Source organism: Synechococcus sp. UW105, from assembly GCF_900473935.1.
In the GTDB taxonomy this organism is placed as follows: domain Bacteria; phylum Cyanobacteriota; class Cyanobacteriia; order PCC-6307; family Cyanobiaceae; genus Synechococcus_C.
This window is the reverse complement of the sequence record NZ_UCNN01000005.1, coordinates 1-26,771: the sequence shown is the minus strand read 5'-3', so window position 1 is coordinate 26,771 and position 26,771 is coordinate 1. Positions and strand designations below refer to the sequence as shown.

The window sequence follows — 26,771 nt, the reverse complement described above, 5'->3', positions numbered from 1 at the left end:
TAATTGCTTCTATTCTTATTGTTTTGATGTATGGATTCTCCATTTTGTTTGGTTACCAAATTCTAGCAACCAGAGGTACCTCACTTGTTGTCTTTCTGCTGCTTCTCTTTGCCCTAGCGAGGTCCTCTTCACTAAAAACCAAATTTTCTTTTGCTCTATTCGTTTTTCTTCCTGCCATGCTCTCTTTTAATATAGTTTATAGTAATGAGCATTTAAAATATTTCCCTTATCATTCCATATTTCTTCTTTCCTAGCATCATATTCTCTATGAGTAACCACTCTCTTCTATTGTTTGCCAATAACATCCATTCAGGCGGCGCTAATATCTTACTGGGTTCCCTTTTGACCTCTCTAGATGTAAATAGCTGTATTTCTAGAATTCTGGTTGTATGCGACAATCGTTATATTCCCCCTGCTAGCCTTACTTCAAAAATAGTTTTTTACCCAATCAATCCTTCACTCCCTAATCGTATTTTCTCCTATTATAGTATTTATAGAATCTCTCGCTATTATGATGTATGTTTGTGTTTTGGAAATCTACCGCCGATATTAAAGCTTGACTGTAAAACAATACTGTATCTTCATAATTCATTGCTTGTTTGTTCGCTGCTCAAATTATTCAGCAGCCGCTTAAAAATTATTCCTAGGTTGTTATATGAACGAATCCACTTCGCTTTCTTTTTGCGAAATGCTGATCAAGTCTTTGTCCAATCAAAGACGATGTTTAATATTTTCAAGAAAGCGTATCCTAGATTCTTCAATCCAGTCCATCTCCGACCTTTTATTCCATATATGCATGTTTCTCAATCTAATTCCGAATCTTTAAACTTGGTTCCATCAAAAACCAAAAGTCATAGTTTTTCTTTTTTCTACCCTGCTTCTGGTGAGTATCATAAGAATCATCTTAATCTCCTTATTGCGTGGAAAATTTTATCCAGTTATGGCCTTAACCCCTGCCTATATTTAACTGTTTCACGAATTGACTACCCAAAATTATTCAAGCAAATATCCGATACATCTTCATCCTCTGATTTAAATATTGTCAATTTAGGGTCTATTTCAAGATCCGACGTACTATGTTATATGCAGCTTTCTGATGCTCTTATATATCCATCTACTACAGAGTCTTTCGGCATGCCCTTAGCAGAGTCAAGTTTGGAAAAGCTACCCATCCTTTCCTCTGATCTTGACTACGTCTATGATGTCTCAATTCCCTTTGACACCTTTAATTCATGCTCCCCACTCTCTATTGCTCACTGTGTAATGCGCTTTCTTAAGCATAAACCTTCACCTCCTTTTATTATGGATACCTCAGATTTTATTTCAACTCTTTTTCACCCATGAAAACTCTCATTCTGGGTGGCTCCGGACTTATCGGATCTACAATATTATCTTTTTTTGCTGACCATAATATTTACGATCTTCACACAATCTGCAGAAAACCAGATATTCTTGCTCGGCGGCTACCTGATCGAATCAGGTCTGCTCAACTTGATGCTACTAACTTTAATCAGCTGCGAGACTATCTTAAATTCAATTCCTTTGACGTTGTTATTAACTGTGCCGGATTAACTAAGCATTTACCAAACTCCAGTCTTACTGAATACGCTTGCCCAGTTAATTCATATTTACCACATTTTCTTGCCAATAACTCTATAGAATTTGGCTTTCATCTTATACATATTTCTTCTGATTGTGTCTTCGCAGGATCACGTGGTGATTATTCTGAGCTTGATTCTCCTGATGCGTTAGATGTCTATGGTAAAAGTAAGCACTTAGGCGAAGTATCCAACATTCCCAATGTGCTCACCCTGCGTACCTCAACAGTCGGACATGAGCTTTCTACCTCTTATGGCTTGCTGGAATGGTTCTTGAGACAAGACAAATGTAATGGTTTTAAAAATGCTTTTTTTTCCGGGCTTACTACCTTAGAACTTTCTCAATTCTTGCACACTTATCTCCTCTCTAAATCACGTGTCTCAGGTCTGTTAAATCTCGCCGGACCAAAAATTGATAAATTCACTCTATTAGATATAGTCAAAAACGTTTACAATCGAGACATTTGTATTCTGCCCGACTCGTCCGTTTCTATCGACAGGAGTCTAAACTCCAAGCGATTGCAAAGTTTGTTGTGCTACAATCCTCCTACTTGGCTAAACATGATTAAAGCCATGCATGCTCACCATAACGACGATGGACACAAAGCAATTTTCTAATTCAGTCTTTTTGATTACTGGTGGCACGGGATCTTTTGGTAGTACATTATTGAATAGATTAGTTAATGATTATGATGCTTCCGAAATTAGAATTTTTAGTAGAGATGAAAAAAAGCAAGATGATCTACGCAACAGTATAAATACTAGCAATGTATCTTTTTATCTTGGTGATGTTCGTTCATTTGATAGTTTGTACGATGCCGTCAAGGGTGTCGACTATATTTTTCATGCCGCAGCTTTGAAACAAGTTCCCTCTTGTGAATTCTTTCCATCACAAGCTGTTCAAACCAATATTCTTGGAACTGAAAATTTACTTAGAGCAGTCTCTGCCGTTGGTGTTGCTAAAAGTATGGTTCTACTCAGTACAGATAAGGCAGTTTACCCTATTAATGCCATGGGTCTATCTAAAGCTATGGCTGAAAAAATTCTCATTGCACATTCCCGTCACCATCAATCTGATAGAACAATATTTAATTCAACTCGATATGGAAATGTGATGGCATCAAGAGGTTCGGTTATCCCATTATTTACCTCCCAGATCCTCAATGGTCAGCCTCTAACCATTACCGACCCTAAAATGACCAGATTTCTAATGTCCCTTGATGACTCTGTAGATCTCGTACTCCATGCAATGGCCAATGGAGGCCAAGGTGATCTGTTTGTCCAAAAATCACCAGCAGCTACAGTTGAACATATTGCCAATGCATTGAAAATTATTTTTGACAAAAATGTTCCACTTAAGGTCATTGGAACTCGCCATGGTGAAAAGCTTTATGAAACCCTAGTCTCTAGAGAAGAGATGGCAAAGTCGGTAGATATTGGTCGCTATTATCGAATTCCCCCTGATACACGTGATCTTAATTATAGTTCTTATTTTAGCGATGGTTCTTCATCGTTAGACCCAATATCTGACTACACTTCTCACAATACAACACGCTTAGGTATTGACTCTCTTGTAGACCTGCTATCATCTCTTCCATTCATTAGGTCTCTTATTTCATGAAAAAAATACTTACTATCGTAGGAACACGCCCTGAGATTATCAAGCTTTCCCGCGTAATCTCTGAATTTGACAAATTTACTGACCACACTTTAGTTCACACAGGTCAAAATTATGATTACGAACTTAATCAGATATTTTTCGATGACTTGGAGCTTCGTCAGCCCGATCATTATTTAGACGCAGTCGGTGATTCTGTAGCAGAGACAATTGGCCTAATTATTGCTAAAGCCGATAATATTATGGACCAAGTTAAACCAGATGCTATTCTCCTTTATGGAGATACAAATTCCTGCCTTTCAATTATACCAGCAAAACGTCGAAAAATACCTGTATTCCATATGGAGGCTGGCAACCGTTCTTTTGACCAACGCGTTCCTGAGGAACTCAATCGTAAAGTTGTAGACCATCTTTCTGATGTAAATCTTGTACTTTCTGAACATGCAAGGCGTTATTTGATTTCTGAGGGTATTCGACCTGAGACTATATTTAAGACAGGATCTCACATGAAAGAAGTCTTAGATTTTTATATGCACAAAATTAATTCTTCAAACATACTTCGCGAACTTTCCCTTTCCTCTGATTCTTACTTTCTTGTTAGTCTTCACCGAGAGGAAAATATTGATTCACCTTCTAATTTAGCTATGTTGTTATCTTCGCTTAACTCGATCGCTTATAAATACAACCTCCCAGTTATTGTCTCTACTCATCCACGAACTAAAAAAAAGCTTCTTTCTTGCAATACTGATCTAGAACTCAGTCCATTAATTCGTTTTTTAAAGCCATTTGGTTTCACCGACTATATCCAACTTCAGCAGTCTGCTAAGCTAATAATATCCGACAGTGGAACTATTTCAGAGGAAACTTCTCTTCTCAACCTGAAATCAATCACAGTCCGTTCAGCACATGAGAGGCCTGAAGGAATCGATTCAGGTACGTTATATCTTTCCTCCTTAGACCCAGACTCCGTTTTACATAATATATCAGTTGTTTTATCCCAATCTTCTTCTATTCAATCAAGAATCGGCACCGTTTCTGATTATCATTCTGAAAATGTCTCTAAAAAAGTGCTCAGAATTGTTCTAGGTTATATTGACTATATCAATTTTTATTGTTGGCATAAATAAGTTATTCTAGGCTCTTTATTAGACTTGTTATTTTTTCTATGTTCTTTTCTTTGCACATAATCGCTTTATAGTATTCAATGCATCTTAGAGAATATTCTTTGTAGTTGATCTTCACTTCTAATATCTTCTTTTCGATCTCCGCACTGCTTTCGGTTTTCTTTAAGCATACCCCTATTTTTTCTCTGCATATTATCCTGCTTATTGGATTTTGCTCATGGTCATCGCTAAAGAATATTATTGGTGACCCAAGTGATATAGCTGTGGCTATTCTGCTGGGGAATGCGTATAGAGATGATTTCCTATTCAGTGACACAAATGTAATCGGGTTTTCGGTTAAGTAAGTATGCTTTAGCTCTTCCAGTGTCATGTACTTGCATATTCGCACATTGTTTTTTTGTTCCTTAAACCTCGAGTTCAATCTTCTTGCATGTGTTCCACGCAAGTATAAATTTATCTTCTGATCAGTATTTTTGGCGATTGTGCTAAGTAAGTCTATTGAATCTTCCGGCATGTGTAATATCCCAAAGTTTCCTATGCAGTAGATAGGGTTCCTCCCACCTTTTTCTCTAGATCGAATGGGTACTTCCTTTACTTCTACGCTTTCTGTTAAGCTCCAGTTCCAAATCGTTATTATATTTCTTTTTGGTACGTCGTAATTCTTGTTTATGACTTTGCTTATGCTTTCTGAGCAAGTTATCACAGCGTCGAAAGAGTTGTAGGATATGCTGTATATTCTCTTTGTGACTCTATATATTAGCCTTAGCATTGCATTTGTTTTTGTTAGTTCTTGCACAATGTCAGGATACAGGTCGTGTATGTAGGCGATTGACCTTCGCCTTTTGCGTGAAACAAGGTTGCGGCAGGCTATCAGAATTGCGAACAGCGGTATGTTTATTGGTGGCGAAGAGTGTATTATATACGTGTTTCTAGGATGCCTTTTTAGCATTACGTATGCCCAGCAGCCTCCTGCATATGCTAGAAATTTTATTATTTTAAGTCCTTTGCTCTTAGTTTTGGCAAATGGTATCGGCAGTAGCCTTGTGTATTTATTACCCTCCCTTTTGAATAAACTTGTTTTTTTGGTTAATGTTTCCCTAAGTTCCGAGGGTAGTATTAGTGTAATTTCATTCCTTTCTGATATCTTTTCTATAATGTCAGCATTCAGTGCTGAGGTGGCGTCAATGCTTGGTGGGTAGCTATCGCTAATGAATACAATTCTAGAATTGTCCTTTTTTTCAATACTGCTCATGATATTTGCCGAGCTTTTTTCTATCTTATCATGACTTCGAACCTCCTAGTTGTTTTCTTGGTTCTTTCTTTCTTTTCTGATGTTGAGTTTCATCCCGCCTTCTTCTTCCCCTGTGTTCTCATTGTTGATTCTTTGCTTCTACAGGATGTCAGGCGTCCCTGCTTTGAGATTGTTTTATCCAAATCAAAAGTCTTAGATTCCTTTCGTCCAAATTTTAGTACAAGCTCACTATGCTCTTCCACATTGCTTTGAGTACATTGTCCCATGGCAAGTCGGCTGCCTCCTTCAACCTGAAGTCTTCGAGATTGCTGTGATCGGTTATTTCGTGAGTAAGATCATGCCCCTTGCGGTTTTGCCACTGGGGCTGAGCCTGCTCTTGTTGCTGGTTGGGTTAATCGCTCGATGGCGCTGGCCTGTGATCACCGCTGTGCTGCTTTTGTGGTTCTTTTCCCTTGGTTTTGTCAGCCAGATGTTATGGCGTTGTTTGGAGTCACCCTGGCAGCGCAGACGTGTAGAAGCAGTGTCAAATGTAGATGCCATCGTCGTGTTGAGTGGTGGACTTCACCCCGCACTTGGTTCGGCTCGTTTTAGCGAATGGCAGGATCCTGATCGGTTTCTGGCCGGTTTGGAGTTGTATCGGGCTGGTAAGGCGCCGCTATTGTTTTTCACTGGCGGAACCAGCCCGTTTCGACCTGGGCAGCCCCTGGAAGGTCATTTGTATCGGAAGGAAGCCGAGAGACAGGGTATTTCATCAGATTCAATCGTGGTGACCTCAGCCGTTGTTAATACCGCAGAAGAAGCTTCCCAGATTCGAAATCTCTTCGAAGCGAATGAGAGTTCCACGCCGACATTCCACGCTAATTCTGCACCTCCCAAGATTTTGCTTGTCACGAGTGCCTTTCACATGAAACGAGCGCAGCGAGTGTTTCAACGCCAGGGTCTTGGTGTTCAGCCTTTCCCTGTAGATTTTCAATCCCGTGCAGGTTGGGCCGGTCCTCTTTGGCGTGATCCTACCCAGTGGTTCCCCAGTGCACACGCCTTAGATGAAAGCTCCCGCGCTTTACGGGAGCTGCTTGGACGTTTGGTTTATAGGGTCTGGTAATGAGTCCCTTCTTTTAATCTGCCAAGCAGAGTGGTGGTTACCGCTTTCTGCTCCTTGAGAACACTGGCCAAGGCTTCGAGCCGATTCAGTTGCCTATACAGACTCTCAAGTCGTTATCCAATTTTGGTTTTTAAGTTTTTCATATGCTTTAGTTTTGATTTTAGCTACGATATTTGTCTTTTCTATAAGTGGCGATCTGGTCGCTATTTAAGGTGTTTCCAGTTGTAGTTGTAGTGGTAGTGGTGTATAGGCTTTTTGCTGTCTTCATGTTCTGTCCATTGCGGTAGTGTTTTGATTTGTTGAGGTTTAGTTGTTCGCAAAGACAGTGGTTGCTTGTTACTAGATTTCTTTTGGATCGAAATCAGAAGCTCCACCTAAATCCACCGTTGTAGTTGATGGATTGGGTGCTAGCTGGTGAAATCTGACCAAGGCCATTGAAGTAGAGCGAGAAGCGGTTGTTGAGTGCGACGTCTAGGCCGAGCCCAACGTTGAACCAGGAGGTCGGTGCCGGTGTGCCATCCACCGTGAAGGAGCCCTTTGGAGCCGAGCGGAAGCTGGCGGTGAGGGCCCGGTTGGTATCACCGAGATCCCAGGCATAGCCGAGGCTGATTCGGGGGATGAAGGTGGTGCTACCGGTCTTAAAGGGTTGCTTGAAGGCGATGGCGAGTTCGAGTGGAACGGAGTTGTAGGTGGCGGCGTCGTACTTAAGGGAGTAACTGGCTTTGCCTGGATCGTCGGTTTTGATCAGGGGGTTACCGGGCTGGATATAGGCGCGGTTGTTGGTTGTCGTGCTCTCGGAGTAACTCGCTTGGTTGAGCTGCAGCCAGCTGAGGCCGAGGCTTGGGGTGAGGCTGCCCTGGTTGCCGGTGCTGATCAGATGACTGAGGCGGAGGCTGCCGCCGATGGCGGTGCTGCTGGAGGAACCTTCCTCGGTGGAGGGGTAGCCCTGGATGTTGACCTGACGGGTGGTGTCGGTTGCGAAACCACCAGCGGAGAAGGATCCAGTGAGCCAGGTGGAGGAGGACAGGCGCTGCTTGGCATAGAGCATTCCGCTCCAGCCCTCGGTTTTCCCGAAGGTGGTGGGTTCATCGGTGGTGGTCCAGAGGTTGTCAAAGCGACCAGCGATACCGATCAGGGTGTTGTCACCCACGAGGGTGTCAGCACCGACGGAGGTTTTGAAGGCGGAGGTGTTGTAGCCGGCTTTGGCTGAGCTACCGCTGCCAGGTGTTGATGCATCGGAACCCCCGGCTTCCACCCATGTGCGCCACTTGCCGCAGTCGCTTGGATCACCCGTATAGGTGTCACCAGGCTGGAGAGTTTGGACGTTGAGGATGCACCGCTGCAGCTGTGAGAGAACAGCGGAATCAAGGCTGGTGTTGACTTCTTGCTGGAAGGCCTGGCCAGTGGCGAGAGCCACTTGCGGGAAGGCAGCGGAGGTGGCACCAGAGAGCTGACGGTAGAGCTTGTTGAGCTCGCCTTTGGTCTCCTTGGCAAAGATCAGCGCAGCAATGGCGTTGAAGTCTGCTGTGCTGCCAGCGGCTTGGATGGTGTTGACGGCCTTGCCGACGGCGGTGGAGTTGGGATCCAGTCCGCCTGGTGCATAGTCAACGTCGTAGTGGAAGGCGAGATCAGTGTTGTTGTTGGTGAGCTCGAAGTCAAAGGAGGCAACGGCTGATTTGGGAGCGATCAGCTTGAGATCACCGATGGTGATGCCTTCTTGGGCATTGATGATGCCTTCTGAGACGAAGGATCCAGGCATGGCCTGACCGACCTGGTTGGCGAGGAGTTCAACGGTGCCGTTGAGATCAGCGCGGTAGTGGGTGGTGAGGTTGTCAGTTTTGCCGGAGCGGAGAACGAGGTCTGCCTCGTAGAGGGAGGTGTGGGTGGTTCCGTAGTTGGCGTAGACCTTGAGATCACCGATGCGGTACTCACCGCCGGGGTTCACAACGCCACGCTGATAAAGGGTGACATTGCCATTGGCTAGAACGAGGTTCGACTCGAGGCGTGCATCCGGGGCGTTGTAGATGTTCTTGGTGAGCCCTGGAATGATGATGTCTCCAGAGATTTCGCCGTAGTTTTTGATTTCATCCGGACCACCTGGGCCTCGAATGGCTTCACCACTGCCATCACTGCCGCCAATGATGGTGCCGTAATTGGTGACGCGTTCAACGGTGTTTGTGGGCAGCACGATGGCGGCCGCATCGCTGCCAGTGCCACCTTGAATGACAGCACCAGCTTCATTGACAACGTTCAAGTTGCCGCTGATGGCGCTTGTGCTCTTGGTGATGCCAATGCCACCTTCCCCGCTGGAGATGATGACACCGGTGTTGATCACTTTCACTTCACCGGCACGTGCACCGAAGTATTGACGTTCGTCATACGTGAATTCATCGGTGTACTGGACCGTATCGGTGCTGCCTTCAGTGATGTTGCTCACCGTCCCATCAGGGTTTTGGTAGAGGTAGGCGCCGCCTGTGGCTGTTTGGAAGAGCAAGGCCACAGCGTTCTCGCCGGTGGCGCTGATCGTGCCTGAGTTGTTGTAGGTGAGGTTGCCTGATGTCCCGCTTGGGGTGCTCAAGGCTTTATGGGCACTGGCCTTGTTGACGCCGCCAAAGACGAAGCCACCACCACCGGCAAGACTCTGAGCCACGACAGCATGGGAGCCTTTGCCGCTAGTGCGGATGGTGCCGGTGTTGGTGAGCCAGATGTTGCCAGAGCTGGAGTCTTTATTGGTGTTGTTGAGACTGACCACTCCCGAGGAGGAGCCGCCGACACCACCACCACCACCGATGCTTTGGATCAGCATGCCAAAGCTGTTGTCACCGCTGGTTGTGATCACACCACTATTGGTGACTCTGATGTCACCTGCGGTTGTGGAGCTGCCGCCATGGTCAGCAGCGGAGAAGCTGACGCTGCTACCTCCGGTGGTGTATCCACCACCACCGCCGATGGATTGGAGCACAACGGCAGGAGAGAAATTGCCGCTGGTTGAGATTCCAGGCACTTCGGTGGCCTTCACGCCCGTTGCTGTGTTTTCCGTCACGACGCCTCCGGCTGCATTGCTCCACGTGATGCCGCCTGCGCTTGCATTGGCATTGAGGGTGCCGCTGCCGCCGCTGCCCAGCTGCACGGTCCCAGTGGTGGATGCGGCAAACCCGCCGCCTCCGCCGATGGTCTGAGCCATCAGTGCCGGGCTGGTACTACCAGTGCTGAACAGCTGTGCACCGGAGTTGATCGTGAGCTCGATGGCAGCGGCGGATGTGTTGCCGGTGTTGGCGACCGAAGAGGTGCGGCCGAGGCTGAGGTTTCCTGCCACGGTGTCGACGCTGCCGCCACCGCCGCCGACGGTCTGGGCGATCAGGCCAGGGGCATGACTGCCAGCGGAGCCCACCTTGTTGTTGATCGTGAGCGTCAGCGCTCCTGCGCTGCGATTGCCAAGGCCTTGTCCGCCAAGGATGGCATTGCCGCCGATGGCGCCAGCGACACCACCACCACCGCCGATTGCTTGAACGATGGCACCGGCGCCGCGATCACCAGAGCTGATGAGGTTGGAATCGATGGTGAGATTGAGGGAACCACCTGTGCCTTCCGGAGTACCGAGCAGGCCGGATGTACCGCCGAGGTTGGCGTTGCCGCCAACGTCGCCAACGCGGCCGCCACCGCCGCCAATGGATTGGAGCATCAAGGCTGCCGCATCGGTTCCATTGGTGGCGGCATTGATCTGACTGCTGAGACTGAGATCAGCAGCGGAGGATGTGCCGAGGTATCGGCCGCCCAGTTGGGCATTGGCACTGGTGCTGCCGGTGTAACCACCGCCGCCACCAATGGATTGATAGGAGAGGCCGCTGGATCCTGCACCGATGGTGGTGATGGCGCTGTTCCCTCCGGCCGTGAAGCTGATCACACCGCCCGAACCTTGGCTGCCTTCTGTTCCACCACCGAGGAGAAGATCGCCGCTGCTGGTGTCGGTGCTTGGGAAGACCAGGCCACCGCCGCCGCCGACGGACTGGAGCACAAAGGCGGGTGATTGCGCGCCTGTGGTGATGATTGAACCGTTACCGCCGTCAGCGGCGAGGTTGAGGGAGACGTTACCGGCATCACCAGTGGCGCCGTTGGCACCGAGGGTGACGCTGCCGGCGGCGGTGCCAGCGCGTCCACCACCGGCGCCGATTGACTGGGCAAAGATGCCGATGGATTGTGCACCGGTGGTGCTGATGGTGCCTGTGCTGTTGACGGTGACGTCAGCTGCATCGCCGTTGGCGAGGTTCGATGCGCCCATGGTGAGGAAGCTTGTGGAGGAGCCCACGACACCACCGCCAGCACCGATGGATTGGACTAGCAGGCCGTCGCTGCCAAAGCCCGTCGTGAGCACATCAGCGCTCAGGTTGAGCTCAACACTGCTGCCATCAAGGTTGAGACTGTTGATGGCACCGGCGCGGGCGTTGGCAGAGGGCAGAGGTGCATAGCCACCACCACCACCGATGGACTGGGCGAGCAGAGCAGGGGAGAGATTGCCTGTGGTGGTGAGGTTTCCGGTGATGGTCAGGTTCAGGGCGCTGGCCTTGTTTTCACTGGCGTTTTCGCCACCGAGCGTGATGGATGTGGCGGTGGCGTTTTCGAGGCCAAATACAGCACCACCACCACCGGCGATGGATTGGGCGACGATCGCTGCTGAATTGCTGCCGACAGTCGTGATGGCTCCGGAGTTGGTGAAGGTGATGGCAGCGCTGTCGTTGTTGCCGATCACCGAGCCGCCGAGACTGACGGCGTTGCTGCCAGCTGAGGTGGTGTAGAGACCGCCGCCAGCAATGGACTGGAGGATCACACCGGTGGAATTGAGACCGGCGGTTTTGATCTCACCGGAGTTGGTGAAGGTGATGGCGCCTGAGCGGCTATCGCCAAAACCGCTGCCGCCTGCTGTGACGGAGGTTGGAGCACTGCCGATGAGGGCTCCACTGCCACCGATGGATTGGATGGTGAAACCAGGAGAGCTGATGCCGATGGTGGTGATGGGAGCAGCGCTGGTGGCTGTGATGGCCCCACCGCGGACATCGCTGCCGGCAGCTGAGGTGCTGCCGGTGGTGACGCTGCCATCGACGGCACCAAGGAGACCACCACCACCACCGATGGACTGGAGGACAACACCGGGGCTGTCAGCACCACCGGTGGTGATGCTGCGGGAGAGCTGGGTGTAGTTGAGGGAGCCAGCGGAGGCGTCGACATTGGCTTGCTGGGTGCCACCGATGGTGACGTTGCCGCCCACATCAGCGACGATGCCGCCACCGCCAGCGATGGACTGGAGAACGGCTCCAGGGCTGGCAGCGCCGGTGGTGAGAATCTCAAAGGGGAGGGTGAGTTCGAGGTCAGCGCTGGTGGAGGTCCCGGTGGTGAGGCCACCGAGTTGGACGGTGCCAGCGGGAACGCTGCCGATCCAGCCACCACCGCCACCGATGGATTGGTGGATCACGCCAGGTGAGAATTGCCCCGTGGCTTGGAGAATGCCACCGCCTTCGATAAGAGTGAGTTTGCCGCCGGAGCCGGCGGTGCCGCTGCTGCCACCACCGAGGATGACGGTACCGCTGCCGTTGCTGTCACCAAGGCCGACCATGCCTCCGCCACCACCGACGGATTGCATCAGGTAAGAGGGTGCGTAATTGCCTCTGGTTGCAATCGTTCCACCCGTGTTGTTGATGGTGACATTGCCAGCATTGCCGCTGGCTCCGTTAGCTCCAAGGGTGAGAGAGCCGCTGGCACTGCCGATCCGACCACCACCGGCGCCAACGGATTGGGCGACCACACCGATGCTGTAATCGCCTGTGGTCTGAATGGTTCCGCCGGTGTTGTTGAGGGTGACGTTGCCGGCATTACCGCTGGCATTGGCGGCTCCCATCACAAGGCTGGTGCTGCTGGCTCCAGCGCTACCGCCACCACCACCAATTGATTGAGCAACGATGCCTTCTGAGTGTTTGCCGGTGGTGATGATCGTGCCTTGTTGGGTGATGAGCACATCGGAAGCATTGGCGATACCGCCATCCATGCCGATGCGCATGATGTCTCCGCTTTGGGAGGTGAAACCGCCGCCGCCACCGATGGATTGGGCAATCACCCCTTGCGATTGCACGCCCGTGGTAACCAGGTTGCTGGCACTGCTGAAGTAAAGATCAATCGAACCGCTATTGCCGATCATTTGGCCACTGCCACCCAGTTCCACAGCAGCTGAATCACCACTGCCGTCGCCACCGACGTAACCGCCGCCACCGCCAATGGTTTGGGCGATTACTGCTGGGGAAGAAACACCTGTGGTTTGGATCCTTGAGTTGCTCTTGGAGGTGAGGCTGATCGATCCGGAGCTGGTTTGGCCAACTACATCGCCGCCAAGGCTGACGGAGGATTTGGAGGTGTAGGCAACGCCGCCGCCTCCGCCGATGGATTGGAGGATGAGGCCCGGTGAGTTGAGTTTCTGCGTTGAGATATTCCAGCGCTGACTGATGGCAGTGACATCACCGGCTGAGGTGTTGCCTGTGCTGACGGTGCCGAAGTTGATTTGATCGCCATCCACATTAGCGGCGAGACCACCACCACCACCGATGGATTGCATCACTACACCGGGGCTGTTGATGCCTTTGGTGAGAGCAGTGAAGGGTCCGTTGAGGGTGATGGCACCAGCACGGAAGCTACCGGTGCCCGAGCCGCCGAGAGTGGCGTTTCCGCCGATGGAATTGACTGAGCCACCACCACCACCGATGGATTGAATCACCAGAGCAGCGGAATCATTGCCGAGGGAGGTGAGAGAGGCACCGGCATTGCTGACCACGCGAATGGCACCGCCATCTCCTTTGCTGACACCAAGGCTGTCGAGGCCGAGGGTGGCGTTACCGCCAACAGTGCCAAGACGGCCACCACCACCACCGATGGCCTGGACAAGCATGACCGGGGATGTGGAACCTTGCGTGATCAGGTCACCTTCAATATCAGCCAGAACTGTTTGTTCAACCGGTTGAATTTCGCAAGACCCGAAGCGACAGGCGATCGGCATTGGCAGATTGCTCGAACCGGTGATGCCGACGGAGGCAGCATTGATGTAAGCCCCTAACCAGCCATTAGTTGTTGCATTGCCTGCAAACCCGCCGCCGCCGCCGATGGTCTGAACGACAAAAGCAGGGCTGTTATTGCCGCTGGTTTGCAGGGTTCCACTGACATTGGAAGTGATTGGTCCGCCTGTTGCTATCCCCGTAAAACGTACATTTTTTGTGTCGGTGAAATATTTCCCGAAAGTAAATCCGCTGCCCAGCATGGATTGTGTCCTGGAAGTTACTAATCCCCAGCCACCGCCTCCTCCAATCGACTGCAGGATGGCAGCCGCTGAGCGCTCTCCAGATGTTGAGATGACGCTGCCACCTTTGGAGTTGAAGTTGATCGAGCCTGCGGAGGCTTGAGTGTTGCTGCTGGTGCCTGAGTCGTAGCCGAATTGAATTAGGCCAGCGTAGGCATCATTCAACGATTGGATGGAGCCTCCTCCTCCCGCAATGCTTTGCATGAGCAGTGCTGGCGATCCCAGGCCGGTCGTGGTCAGGTTGGATTGATTGTTGACTGTAATGTTGCCTGAATTGGCAGATCTTCCATTGATCCCACCAAGAAGGAATAGAGGAGTTGATTCGTTCCCGTTCCGGTTATCTGATTTTTCCCAGTTGATGGCCCCTGAGCCGCCGCCACCGCCGATGCTTTGCGCGATGAGGGCGGCTGAGTTATTGCCAGTTGTGGTAATAGCGCCTTTGTTGTCAACTGAAATATCGGCAGAGTTGTTTGAGCCTGTTGAGTTAGTGGCGCCTAGGAGCATTCGATAATCATTTGCTGTGTTGATGCCTAGGAAGCCGCCACCGCCACCGATGGATTGGGCAAGGATTCCTGTGCTGTTGCTGCCGAAAGTTTGAATCGCACCATTCGTGCTGACTGCAACCGAATTCCCTTGGTTGTTGCTTGCGAGTGTGCCGAACGAACCAATGTCAACTTGGCCGTCAGCCTGGCCGATCCAGCCACCACCACCACCGATGGACTGCGCCACTAAGGCAGGGGAGTTGTTGCCTGTTGTTTGAATCGTCCCGTCTGTGGAGACATTGACCTTGCCTGCGCTCGATGTCTGCGAGGCGCGGGACTGTATCGATCCAACGCTGACAGCGCCTGAAACAATGCCGACGAGCCCACCGCCACCGCCGATGGATTGGGCTAGCAGGCCGCTGGAGTAGATGCCTTTGGTGCTGACATTGCCGGTTTGCTTGATTGTCACATCGCCTGCGCTGGTGTCTCCTCGTCCTTGCAGAGTTCCGATCCTTGCAAATTTGTGAGAGTCACCAGTGGCACCACCGCCACCGCCAATCGATTGGGCGACAAGGGCTGGGGAGTTGATGCCTAAGCTAAACAAATTAACTTTGCTGTTAATGGTGATGGCGCCACCTTTTCCACCATTGGCTTGGATTGAGCCGAGGAAGGAGTAATTGTTTCCTTGGTCGAGTAGGAGCCACCCTCCACCATCGCCAATGCTTTGTGCAAGAACTACGGACGAATTGTCGCCTTGTGTGTAGTATTGCTCGGCGTTGATTGTGATATTGACGGCATTGGCATTGCCGCCTCCACCTATGCCAACTGTTTTATTTTTGACGATCATCGCGTCGACTCGGTCCAGTTTTCCCAGCGATTTGAAGTAGTTACTGTCACCAGCAGCTTCTTCATTGATTATTTTTTCCCAGTCTTCGTACCAATCGATAGCTGTCTTTTTCTTATCGATGCCTTGTGGACCTTGGCTTCCGAGAAGAGCAGCGCTCAATCCGCCTTTGGCAGGCGTGATGTCTCCTAAGAAGCCACCACCACCACCGATGGATTGAGCAATCAATGCTTGTGAACCTATGCCTTTAGTGGTGATGTCTCCCTTGGTGTTAATGGTGATTGTGCTGCCGGCATTGCCTTCAGTATTCGTGCTGGCATTGCCAAGCCAGAAGAACTTTGGATCAGATGCCACTGGTGCATAGATGCCACCGCCACCAGCCGATTGCACAAGAATCGCCGGTGCAGCAGCTCCAGTTGTCGTGATGACACCGGTGTTGTTGACGGTGACTGCGCCACCGGATCCATCGGAGCCGCCGACGTTTCCTACTGATATCAGATTCTCCCCTTTTGTTACCGGTCCTGTGAGTGCCTGTCCTCCTCCATGGCTGACAGCTGCAAGACCAATTGATCCGTCACCAAGCGTGTTTAGTACGGCTGTATTGGTGACAGATACATTGCCTGCTGTTGTGTTGCCTTTGGTGTTGGCACCAACCAACAGATCGCCACCGATTTCAGCGATGAATCCACCACCGCCGCCACCGCTGACAGCAGTGATAGCAGTTGCCGCTTCACCTGAGGTGGTAATAAAGCTACCAGTATTTTCAACAGTGACGTTGCCGCCACTGGCGTCAACGGTGAGATTTTGTGCGCTCATTCCCATGTTTGCCAGGGCGGTCGATGTCCCGAAAATGGTTCCACCACCTCCTCCCAAGCTCATGATGTTGATGCCTGTGGAGCCATCACCCGTTGTTGAGATGTTGCCGCTATTGCTGAATGTGATGACGCCACCACTACTGTTGCCAGCCATGTCTTTGGCGCCCATCCGTACCGAATTTGCTTTGGCGCTCACGGCACCACCACCACCGCCTACGGTTTGCACGCGGATGGCTTGCGAATAATTTCCTGTGGTGGAGAGATTGGCTGTGTTGTTGACGTCGATGTTGCCACCAAAGCCAACAGAGCCATCTTGGCTGCCCAGGCGTAAGTTGCTGTTGCTTGCAGATTGGAGGTCCGTCCAGCCACCGCCACCACCAACACTTTGGATCAAGAGAGCTGGAGCACCTCTTCCCGTGGTTGTAATGAAATCACCTGTATTTTTAACGGTGATGTCTTCTGAACCTGAGTTAAATGCTTTGTGACCAGAGAGGAACAGGCGATAGCTCCCTTCAGTATCGGTAAGCAAATCCCCCTTTAATTGAGCATAGGCGTTGACACCGCCACCGCCACCCACGCTTTGTGCAAGCAATCCAATGGAGCCTCGACCCGTTGTGCTGATGTTTCCGGAGTTTGTGACGGTAACTTTCCCACTGGTGGAACTGGCTGTGTAAAGAGAGCCCAGGAACATTTGGCTGATGATTCTTGCGCTGAGGAAACCACCACCCCCAGCAATTGATTGGGCAAGGATGCCACCGGAGCCTGCCCCTGTGGTGCTGATATCTCCGCTGTTGTTAACTACAACATTGCCAGCATCGCTAGAAATGAATCCATTTGCTCCGAGTGAGATTTTTGCTGCATTCATGCTGCCGGCATAACCCCCGCCACCGCCGATCGATTGTGCAACCAAGGCGGGTGAAATTTCCCCCTTTGTAGTGATTGAGGCCGTGTTTGTGATCTCAATATTCCCGGCATTGTCCATGTCTCCATAGACATCGGGAACGACAGAACCTTGTTTGTCCCATTGATAGGCGCCACTTCCCATATGCCCTTTCCATGAGCTAGGTGGTGTTCCTGTGAATCTATTTTCTCCGATGAAACCACCACCACCGCCAATTGACTGTGCTGCGATACCAGGCGAGCTGTTGCCTTCTGTGTAAATAGACTTGCCAGTATTGATAAGCTTAACCAGGCCGCTGGTCGCACTGAGCGTACCGTTTCGGCCTGTGAGTCCGACCTGAACATTGCCGTAATACTGATCGGCACGACCACCTCCACCAGCAATCGATTGAAGTAGGAGAGCTGGTGCATCAACTCCCTTGGTGCTAATTGACCCAGAGTTTGTTACGTCTACAGATCCCGAATCACTCTGTCCAGACCCTTTGGCAATCCCCAACTGAAGGGTGCCAACTTTATTGCCAATCAATCCGCCGCCGCCGCCAATGGATTGAACAGTAATAGCCCCTGCACTCAATCCAGTAGTTGTGATGTTGGCTCTGTTGATGACGTCAATGTTTCCGCCTTTGACAGTTCCATATGGCGAGAGCGATCCGACTTGGACGGTTGTATCTTCTGCTGTGCTCCCTGCCAGCCAACCGCCACCACCACCGATGGATTGGATCAGGATGCCTCTGGCATAATCGCCTTCAGTTGTGATGAAGTTGCCGGTGTTGCTTACCGTGATATCTCCTCCTGAGCCATTGCCGGTTGTACTCGCTCCCAATTGAAGATTGGATGCGAGCTCCTTTTGGTCCAGCCGGCGCACGTTGCCGCCACCTGCACCAATCGACTGCACAACCATCGCAGACGAAGAGATGCCTTTGGATGAGAGATTGCCCGAATTGGTGAGGGTGATTGATCCGCTACGTGCACGAAGAGAGCCGTTATCACCCATTTGCAGAGTTTGTGTGTTGTCAGCCTTCGCGATTTCATTGTTTAGGGTGGCGTAGCCACCGCCACCACCGATGGACTGCGCCATGATCAGGGGTGATGTAACCCCTGTAGTAGAGATATTTCCACTATTTTTGATATTGATATTGCCTGCTATGGAGTCAATTATATTGTCACCCCCCAGCTGAATTGTCTCATTGCTGGTGAGGCTGACGACACCACCGCCACCACCAATACTCTGAACAACAAGGGCCGCTGATGCACCGCCTGTTGTGCTGAGCAAGCTGGTATTGGTGACGTTGACATTGCCAGCGTTGATGTTCTTCAGATTAGTACCTCCGAATGTCACCCCATCTTTGGAAGAGCCAATGAATCCACCACCGCCGCCAATGGATTGAGCCAGGATTGCCGTTGAACCAATCCCTGACGTTTGGATCGACTGTCCTGTTGAAGAGAGAGTGATGCTGCCCGCTGTACCTAACGTATCGCTAAGGCCATTCACTGCTCCAAGTGTCGCTTTTCCGCCTGAGGACCCGGCAATGTATCCGCCTCCGGCTCCAATCGACTGAATAATGATTCCACTCGAATAGTTCCCATCGGTTTGAACAAGGTTCGTGTTGGTGACCTTGATGTCACCTGATGCTGCAGCGGCAAGATGGTTTTTAGTGCCAAGCGCAAGATCTCCAGCGGCGGAGCTAATCACGCCGCCACCGCCTCCGATTGTTTGGGCCGTTAGGGCTGCGGAGAATGCACCGGTGGTCCAGAGGATTGCCTTATTTTCCACAGTGACGTTGCCGGAGTTGGCGCTGCCGCTGTTGTTGTTAATGGCGCCGATTCGTGTTTCTCCCAAGCCACTTGCATTCAGCAAGCTATAGCCACCGCCACCTCCAATCGATTGCGCGACTAAAGCAGGTGAATAATTCCCTTTGGTAGTAATTGCCTTGGAAGAGTTGTTGACTGTGACGGCACCTGCGGTTGCGTTGAGCTCCCCGCTGCTGCCAAACGTAATTTTGTATTTTTTGTCACTGCCTGTTTGAGCCAAGTATCCACCACCGCCAGCTAGGGACTGTGCGAGGAGGCCTGCTGACCCGACCTTTGTTGTGCTGAGATTGCTTGTGTTGCTGACCGTGACATTGCCGGTCGTGATGACTGGGATATCTGCTGACTCCGCTGCAGTGGAAATAGAGCCCATTCGCACGGTACTGCTCGCACTGGTTGCGGAAGAGCCACCACCACCACCAATGGATTGAGCAATGATCGCTGCAGAGTTGACTCCGAATGTCGCGATCGTTGCCTTGTTGGTTACTTTGACATCGCCGGCAATGCTCGTGCTGTTGCTTGCAATCGTGCCGCCCATCGTCGCAATATTGCCAGTCTGTGTGCCGGTGAAGCCGCCACCTCCGGCAATTGCTTGCGCCAAGATTCCTGTTGAGTTGTCTCCTTTTGTTTGGATAGTTGTGTAGTTGATATTGGCCTCGATCGACCCGGCATTGCTACTGCCGATTTGTGTGGCGCCGAGTGTTGTATTTCCTCCCACATTTCCAATCCAGCCACCACCTCCACCGATGGTTTGCATCACGAGTGCTGGTGAGTCATTCCCTTCTGTGGCTACTGCTTTGCCAGATCCAGTAAAGGTGATCGAACCGGCGTTGGCAGTTCCTGGCCCTGAGCTTGTCATCCCAAGTGTGGCGTTTCCGATGACTTCAGCTCCAAAGCCGCCACCTCCGGCGATCGATTGAATCACCATGGCGGAAGAGTTCTTTCCTTCAGTGACGACATTTCCTGTGAGATTGGCCACAACATTTCCTGCGCTGAGATTGCCGCTCACTTGCTTGGCTCCGAAGTTGGCATCTCCTAGTGCACTTCCTGTGTAACCACCGCCGCCACCGATCGACTGAGCCGTCAGCGCTGATGCATAGTCTCCTTGGGTGTAGAGAATGGAGCGAGCGGTGACCTGCACATCGCCTGAGCTGGCACTGCCAGAATTGTTCAGGCTTCCAAGTTGTGTTGTTCCATTCCCGCTGGCTGTTAGCAGTGAGAATCCACCACCACCACCAATGGATTGAGCCACAAGTGCGGGTGAGAAGTTGGCTGATGTTGCAATTTGAGCACCAGTGTTGTTGACATTGACGTTCCCGGCTTTGGCATTGATCGCTCCATTGCTGCCAAAAGAGACTGAGTATTCTTCGTAATCACCAGTTTGTGAAATATAGCCACCACCGCCAGCAATGGACTGGGCAATTAGACCTGCTGACCCTACTGAACTTGTGCTCAGGATTCCCTTATTAGTGATCTCCACATTGCCTGTTGTGATTGTTGGCAAACTCCCCGACTCTGTGGCGGTGGAGATGCCGCCTAAGCGGATAGCGTCTCCCTTGCTCGTGGCCGATGCACCGCCCCCACCGCCGATGGACTGGGCAATGATTGCTGCCGAATTGATCCCTGAAATGTTATCGGTTCCAGCTGAAGTGATGATTATGGCGTTATTCGTCAGCGTCACATCGCCTGCGTTGCTTGTGCTATTGCCCGCAATTGTTCCACCCAGATTCAGAACGCTACCTTTTGTTGATCCGGTAAATCCACCACCTCCAGCGATGGCCTGAGCCAAGATGCCGGTGGAGTTTTCTCCGATGGTCTGAATCGATTTGTAATTGATGCTTGCCTGGATGGAGCCTGCATTGGCACTGCCAATCTGAGTGGCTCCCAGCGTTGCATTGCCGCCCACATTTCCGATCCAACCACCACCACCACCGATGGTTTGAAGAACAATCGCCGGGGCATCGATGCCTTTGGTCACCACCAGTTCTCCAGAACCTAAGAAGGTCACTGAACCTGCGTCGGCAGCACTGCTGGCTGTGCTTGTCATGCCGAGAACGGCATTGCCTTTCACTTCAGCACCAAATCCACCACCACCTGCAACCGACTGAACCACCAGTGCAGCCGAGTTTTGCCCTTCGGTGATGGCGTTGCCCGTAAGTTTGGCGTTGATGGAACCAGCGCTGAGGTTGCCTCTCACCTTGGAGGCGCCAAGGGTGACATTGCCGAGGGCATTGCCGGTGACTCCACCGCCGCCGCCGACTGACTGAATCACCGCAGCGGTGGAGAAGTTTGCTGCTGTACCGATCGTGCTGGTGCTCGTCAGCGTGACATTGCCGCCTTTGAGGCTGGTGCCAGCTTCACTACCGAGCTGGGCATTGGGTGTGCTGCGCAGCAATGACCAACCACCGCCACCACCGATGGATTGGGCGACGAGGGCGGGACTGTAGGCACCCACGGTGACAAGAGACCGACCGGTGTTTGTGAGCTTGACGTCACCTGCGTTGGCGGAGGTGAGGTTGCTCCCCGCGAGAGTGACGCTGTAGCGGGCAAGGGCGTTCGTCTCAGCGATGTATCCGCCGCCGCCTGCGATGGATTGAACCATCAGGGCTGGGGAGCCATTGCCTGCGGTTTGGAGGATGCCCCTGTTGGTGACGGTGACGTTTTCAGCGTTGGCGATGTTGCCAGCGCTGGCACCGAGTCTGCTGAGGGTGCCAAGGGACTTGGCCGCTGCACCACCACCACCACCGATGGATTGGGCGAGGAGTGCAGCTGCATTAATACCGGTGGTAGTGATGTCACCGGTGCTTGTGACGTTGACAGTTCCACCGGAGGCGTTGCCAACGAGGGAGCCGCCGAGGATGACGGCATCACCGACGGAGAGTCCAGCCACACCACCGCCACCACCAATGGATTGGGCAAGCAGACCGATGGAATTGTTACCGGTGGTCTGGATCAGGCTGGAGCTGGTGACGTTCACAGCACCAGCGTTGGCGCTGCCGGTGCCGCTGGCACCCATCGTGACGTTGCCTGTGACTTCAGCGCTGGCACCACCACCACCACCGATGGACTGGGCAAGGAGAGCGGGTGAGCTCAGCCCTTTGCTGATGAGCAGTTTTGCGCTGTTGCGCACGGTGACATCACCACCATTGGCGGATGCGCCGATGAGGTTGACAGCACCGAGGTTGAGGCTGGTGCCGATGTCGCCGGCACGGCCGCCACCGCCACCGATGGATTGAACGTTGATCAGAGGGCTGAAGTTGCCGCTGGTTTGAACAGAGCCGGAGTTGATGAGGTAGACCTTGCCTGCGTTGTGGCTACCAGAACTGCTGATGCTGCCGAACTGAGCCGAACCGTCGACTTGTCCGGTATAGGCACCACCACCACCGATGGATTGGAGGCTGATGCCTGGTGAGGTGTTGCCTGTGGTGGTGATCACAGACCGGTTCATCACAGTGATGTCACCGCCATCCATGGGAGCAGCACTGTTTTGAGCGCCGAGGATCAGATTCCCTTCGACGGGTCCGACCCAACCGCCACCACCACCGATGGATTGAGCGGAAAGTGCCTGGCTGTAATCGCCTTTGGTGGAGAGTATTTTCCCCAAGTTATTGATTCTGATGTCACCGCCAGAGAGATCGGCAGAGGCTGCGGCATCAATGCTGCCGATGGTGACCGAGCCACCAGAGGTCTGGGCGATGCGACCGCCACCACCACCGATGGACTGGGCGAAGATCGCGGGGGAATAGCGGGCGAGGGTGATGAGGCTGCCTTCGTTGCGTAAGCCCATGGCCTGGGCGGATTGGAGCCCAGCGGCATTGCTTGAACCGATTTGGACGGTGCCCTTAGCGCTGTCAGCGGAACCACCACCGCCACCGATGGCTTGATAGAGGATCGCGGGGGAGAACTCCGAGTTGGATTGGAGGGTGCCGGTGTTGAAGAGTTCGGTTTTTCCAGAGCGACCGGTGGCGCCATTGCTGCCGAGGGTGGCGTTGCCAAAGCCAGATTGGACATCACCACCACCACCAGCGACGCTGTGGAGATAGACGGGGATGGAGGAGCTGCCAAAGGTGAGGATGTCGCCGCTGTTGCGCAGGGTGACGGTGCCTGAGCCACCACCTGAACCGCCAGACCCGCCGAGGCTGAGGGTGCCTTGATTGATGTTGGCGGTGGCGCGTCCGCCACCGCCACCGATGGATTTCGCGACGACGCCATAGGAGCCGGTGCCATAGGTGGTGATATTGCCGGCGTTGGTGAGTGTGACGTTGCCCGCACTGCCGCCTTTACCACCGGATGCACCGAGGCTGAGGGAGTCTTGGCTGCTGCCGATGTCGCCACCACCACCACCGATGGCGAGGGCAAAGACACCGATACCGTTGTCACCACGGGTGACGATGTCAGCACCAGCGTTGTTGGTAATGGTGATGTTGCCGGAATTACCGCCGGATCCGCCGGATCCGCCGAGAGATGCACTCATGGCAGCAGTGCTGGAGAGGGAGCCACCACCACCACCGACAGACTGGGCATAGATGCCGTAGGCAGCATTGCCGCTGACATCGATGACCCCGGAGTTGGTGACGGAGACGTTGCTGGCATTACCACCGTCGCCGCCGGAACCGCCAAAGCTGATGGAGGCATCAGTGCCTGCGCTGGCGCTTGGGGTGGCGATGCTGATACGACCGCCACCTCCGCCAACCGATTGGGAGAAGACACCATGGGATTGGCTCCCCTTGGTGATGACGATGCCGTTGTTCGTGACGGAGACATTGCCGGCACTGCCGCCGCCACCGGCGGTGCCACCGACCTGGAGGGTGCCGCTGATGGTGTTGCCTTCTGCGGATGAAGGCGTGGCGAGGGAGGCTTCACCACCACCACCACCGACGGACTGGGCGTAGATGGCAATGGCGTTGGCGCCTGTGGTTTGAATGTCGGCGGCATTGGTGATGGAGACGCTGCCGCTGTTGCCGCCGGAACCACCTGAGCCGCCGATGGTTCCGTTGAGGGAGATCTTGGAGGAGGAGGTGCCGCCAACAAAGCTGCTGGAGCTACCACCACCACCGCCGACGGATTGGATGTAAAGGGCTGTGGCGTTATCGCCAGACGTGAGGATGGTGCCGTCTTGGATGTTGATCGACACGGCACCGCTATTGCCGCCGTCTCCACCGCTGGCACCGATGCCAACGTTGACGCTGACGTCACCGCCTTGAACGTTATTGACGTTGCTGCCAGCGCTACCGCCGCCACCGCCGATGGACTGAGCCATCAGAGCGATGGCGTTGTTACCAGTGGTGGTGATGATGAGGTCATTGGCGTTCAGGCGGACCGAACCGCTGTTGCCACCGCCACCGCCAGCTCCGGAGACACCGGCTGCGAATCCACCGAGCTCCGCCTTGGTGGTGCTGTTCGCGGCTTTGTTGTGGATGGAACCACCTTGACCACCACCACCACCGATGGACTGGAGCAGGATGCCTTTGGCCGACTCCCCAGTAGTGGAGACGCGCAGGGCTTTCGCGCGATTGGTTGTGAGAGACACGTCGCCTGCGGTGGATCCGCCACCGCCTTTGCCGCCCATCGCGAATGTGGCGGAAGCGGAGTAGGTGGCGTTGCCGCTGTTGGTCGCGGTGTTCGTGATAGAGCCACCGGCGCCACCACCACCACCCACGGACTGGAGAAAGACACCTGTGGACTGGGTGCCTGTGGTGACGATGTTTCCAGAGAGGCGAGCGGTGATGTCATCGGCTTGCCCGCCAGCGCCGCCATCCCCGGCCTTGGTGCCGTCTGCACCAAAGGAGAAGTTGGAGTTGACGTCTGTTGCAGAAGGAGATGCATTGGCGGTGATCGAACCGCCCTGACCACCCCCACCACCGATGGACTGGAGGAGGACGCCGTAGGCGCCGTCGCCTTTGGTGATGAAGGTGCCATCAGCAAAGAGGTTGACAGCGCCAGCCCCACCACCGGTGCCGCCGGCACCACCCATGGCCATTGAGGCGGAGACGTTGCCACCAGCAGCGCCGGTGTTGATCGAACCTGCTGCACCACCACCACCACCGACGGACTGGAGGAAGAGTGCATGAGCGCCATCACCACCGGTTTGAATGGCGAGATCAGCGAGTTGGCTTGATCTGCCAAGGGTGACGGCGGAAGCTCTGCCGCCATCTCCACCAGCTTTGGTCAGACCACCGGAAGCTCCCATTTGGAAGGACGTCTGGGAGTTCCCTGATGAGGTTTTGGAGCTCAGAACAGAGCCGCTCTGACCGCCGCCACCGCCGATCGACTGGAGCAGGAGACCATGGGCGCCAGCACCGGTACCGGTGCTGGCATTACCGGTGACGATGGTGAGGGTCTTGGGCACGTTGATGTTGACACGACCGCCGGAGCCACCGGAACCGCCAGCACCACCCATGCTGACCGCTGTTGAGGCCTGCATCTTGGCGTTGCCTGAACCCTTTGCTGTACCAGTGACTGAGCCGCCAACGCCGCCACCACCACCAATCGATTGGGCGAAGTAGCCGATCGAGTTATCGCCTGAGGTTTGGATCGCCCCGGAGATACTGCCTTGAACGGTTTGTCCCCAGGAGCCACCGCCACCCGCAGCACCAATCGGCACGGTTGCACCCATCGTGAAGCTTGCATTCGCGCTCTTGGCGGATGCCGAGGCGTTTGAGGTAACGGAGCCACCTTGACCACCGCCACCACCGATGGACTGGAGGAGGACGCCGTAGGAGGCATCACCTTGTGTGATGAAGGTGCCGTCGGCGTAGAAGTTGACATTGGAAGCGGAACCACCGGAACCACCGGTGCCGCCCATGGAGAAGGAGGCGTTGAGGTTGCCACCGGAGGAGGCGTTGTTGACGAGGCCGCCGGCACCACCACCACCACCGATGGACTGAAGGAAGACGGCATGGGCGTTGTCGCCCTTGGTTTGGATAGCGAGTTCCGCAATCTGTGAGGAGAGTCCGAGGGAGACGGAACCAGCGGAACCGCCACCACCACCCTCTCCACCTTTCGAGGCGGATCCACCCATGGAGAAGGAGGAGTTGGAGGTGGTTGTGGCTGAATTGGCACCGATGATGGAGCCGCCTTTACCACCACCACCACCGATGGACTGGAGGAGGAGACCATGGGCACCGGCGCCAGCACCACCAGCACCGATGCGACCGATGGAGGTGGAGGCATTAGCAGCCGTTGTTCCACCTGTGGTGATGGTCAGCTTTTGAGGAACCTGGAAGCTGACGGAACCTGCATTGCCGCCTTTGCCGCCGGAACCGCCCATGCCAAAGGTGGCTGAGGCGGCAAACTTGGCCTCCCCTTCTGCAGAAGCGCTGTTGGTGATGGAGCCACCGGCACCACCACCACCACCGACGGACTGAGCAAAGAAACCAACGGAGCCAGCACCTGTGGTTGCAATGGCGCCAGCAATGGAGCCGTTGACGGAACCTGCATTGCCACCACCACCACCGGAAGCACCTTTGCCAATGGCGGCACCAAGAGTGAAGGATGAGTTGGCGGTTTTGTTGCCAGTGCCTGCAGCAACGTTTGAGGTAACGGAGCCACCTTGACCACCGCCACCACCGATGGACTGGAGGAGGACGCCGTAGGAGGCATCACCTTGTGTGATGAAGGTGCCGTCGGCGTAGAAGTTGACATTGGAAGCGGAACCACCGGAACCACCGGTGCCGCCCATGGAGAAGGAGGCGTTGAGGTTGCCACCGGAGGAGGCGTTGTTGACGAGGCCGCCGGCACCACCACCACCACCGATGGACTGAAGGAAGACGGCATGGGCGTTGTCGCCCTTGGTTTGGATAGCGAGTTCCGCAATCTGTGAGGAGAGTCCGAGGGAGACGGAACCAGCGGAACCGCCACCACCACCCTCTCCACCTTTCGAGGCGGATCCACC

Annotated in this window: 7 protein-coding genes; 5 read left to right on the top strand and 2 right to left on the bottom strand. The window is 53.3% G+C overall.

What is annotated here, in order from left to right; translation table 11 throughout:
* Positions 1-267 precede the first annotated feature (267 nt).
* From DXY16_RS15340 to wecB, 4 genes are read left to right on the top strand one after another with little or no spacing between them, the layout of a single operon-like run.
* A complete protein-coding gene (locus tag DXY16_RS15340; protein WP_115118573.1) occupies positions 268-1,344 on the top strand; it encodes a glycosyltransferase in 1,077 nt (358 codons plus the stop codon).
* Entirely contained in the window at positions 1,341-2,216 is an 876-nt protein-coding gene (locus DXY16_RS00725) for an SDR family oxidoreductase (RefSeq protein ID WP_115118571.1), read from the top strand. Before DXY16_RS15340 ends, DXY16_RS00725 begins: the two co-directional genes overlap by 4 nt.
* The gene (locus tag DXY16_RS00720) at positions 2,194-3,219 is read left to right on the top strand and encodes a polysaccharide biosynthesis protein (protein WP_115118569.1); all 1,026 of its coding nucleotides are present in this window, start codon (positions 2,194-2,196) and stop codon (positions 3,217-3,219) included. The genes DXY16_RS00725 and DXY16_RS00720 overlap by 23 nt, the downstream gene beginning before the upstream one ends.
* On the top strand, positions 3,216-4,343 hold the full coding sequence (gene wecB / locus DXY16_RS00715; RefSeq protein WP_115118567.1) for a non-hydrolyzing UDP-N-acetylglucosamine 2-epimerase: 1,128 nt from the start codon (positions 3,216-3,218) through the stop codon (positions 4,341-4,343). Before DXY16_RS00720 ends, wecB begins: the two co-directional genes overlap by 4 nt.
* A gap of 1 nt (position 4,344) precedes the next feature.
* On the opposite strand, the gene DXY16_RS00710 is transcribed toward wecB, so the two are convergent.
* Complete coding sequence (locus DXY16_RS00710; protein ID WP_115118565.1) at positions 4,345-5,592, bottom strand: glycosyltransferase; 1,248 nt, start codon at positions 5,590-5,592, stop codon at positions 4,345-4,347.
* Positions 5,593-5,929: 337 nt separating this feature from the next.
* Between DXY16_RS00710 and DXY16_RS00705 the strand changes: the two genes are divergently transcribed.
* Entirely contained in the window at positions 5,930-6,694 is a 765-nt protein-coding gene (locus DXY16_RS00705; protein ID WP_244281472.1) for a YdcF family protein, read from the top strand.
* Between the two features lie 361 nt (positions 6,695-7,055).
* Here DXY16_RS00705 and DXY16_RS14515 read toward each other — a convergent pair whose 3' ends face one another.
* On the bottom strand, positions 7,056-26,558 hold the full coding sequence (locus DXY16_RS14515) for an autotransporter outer membrane beta-barrel domain-containing protein (RefSeq protein WP_206749537.1): 19,503 nt from the start codon (positions 26,556-26,558) through the stop codon (positions 7,056-7,058).
* Positions 26,559-26,771 lie beyond the last annotated feature (213 nt).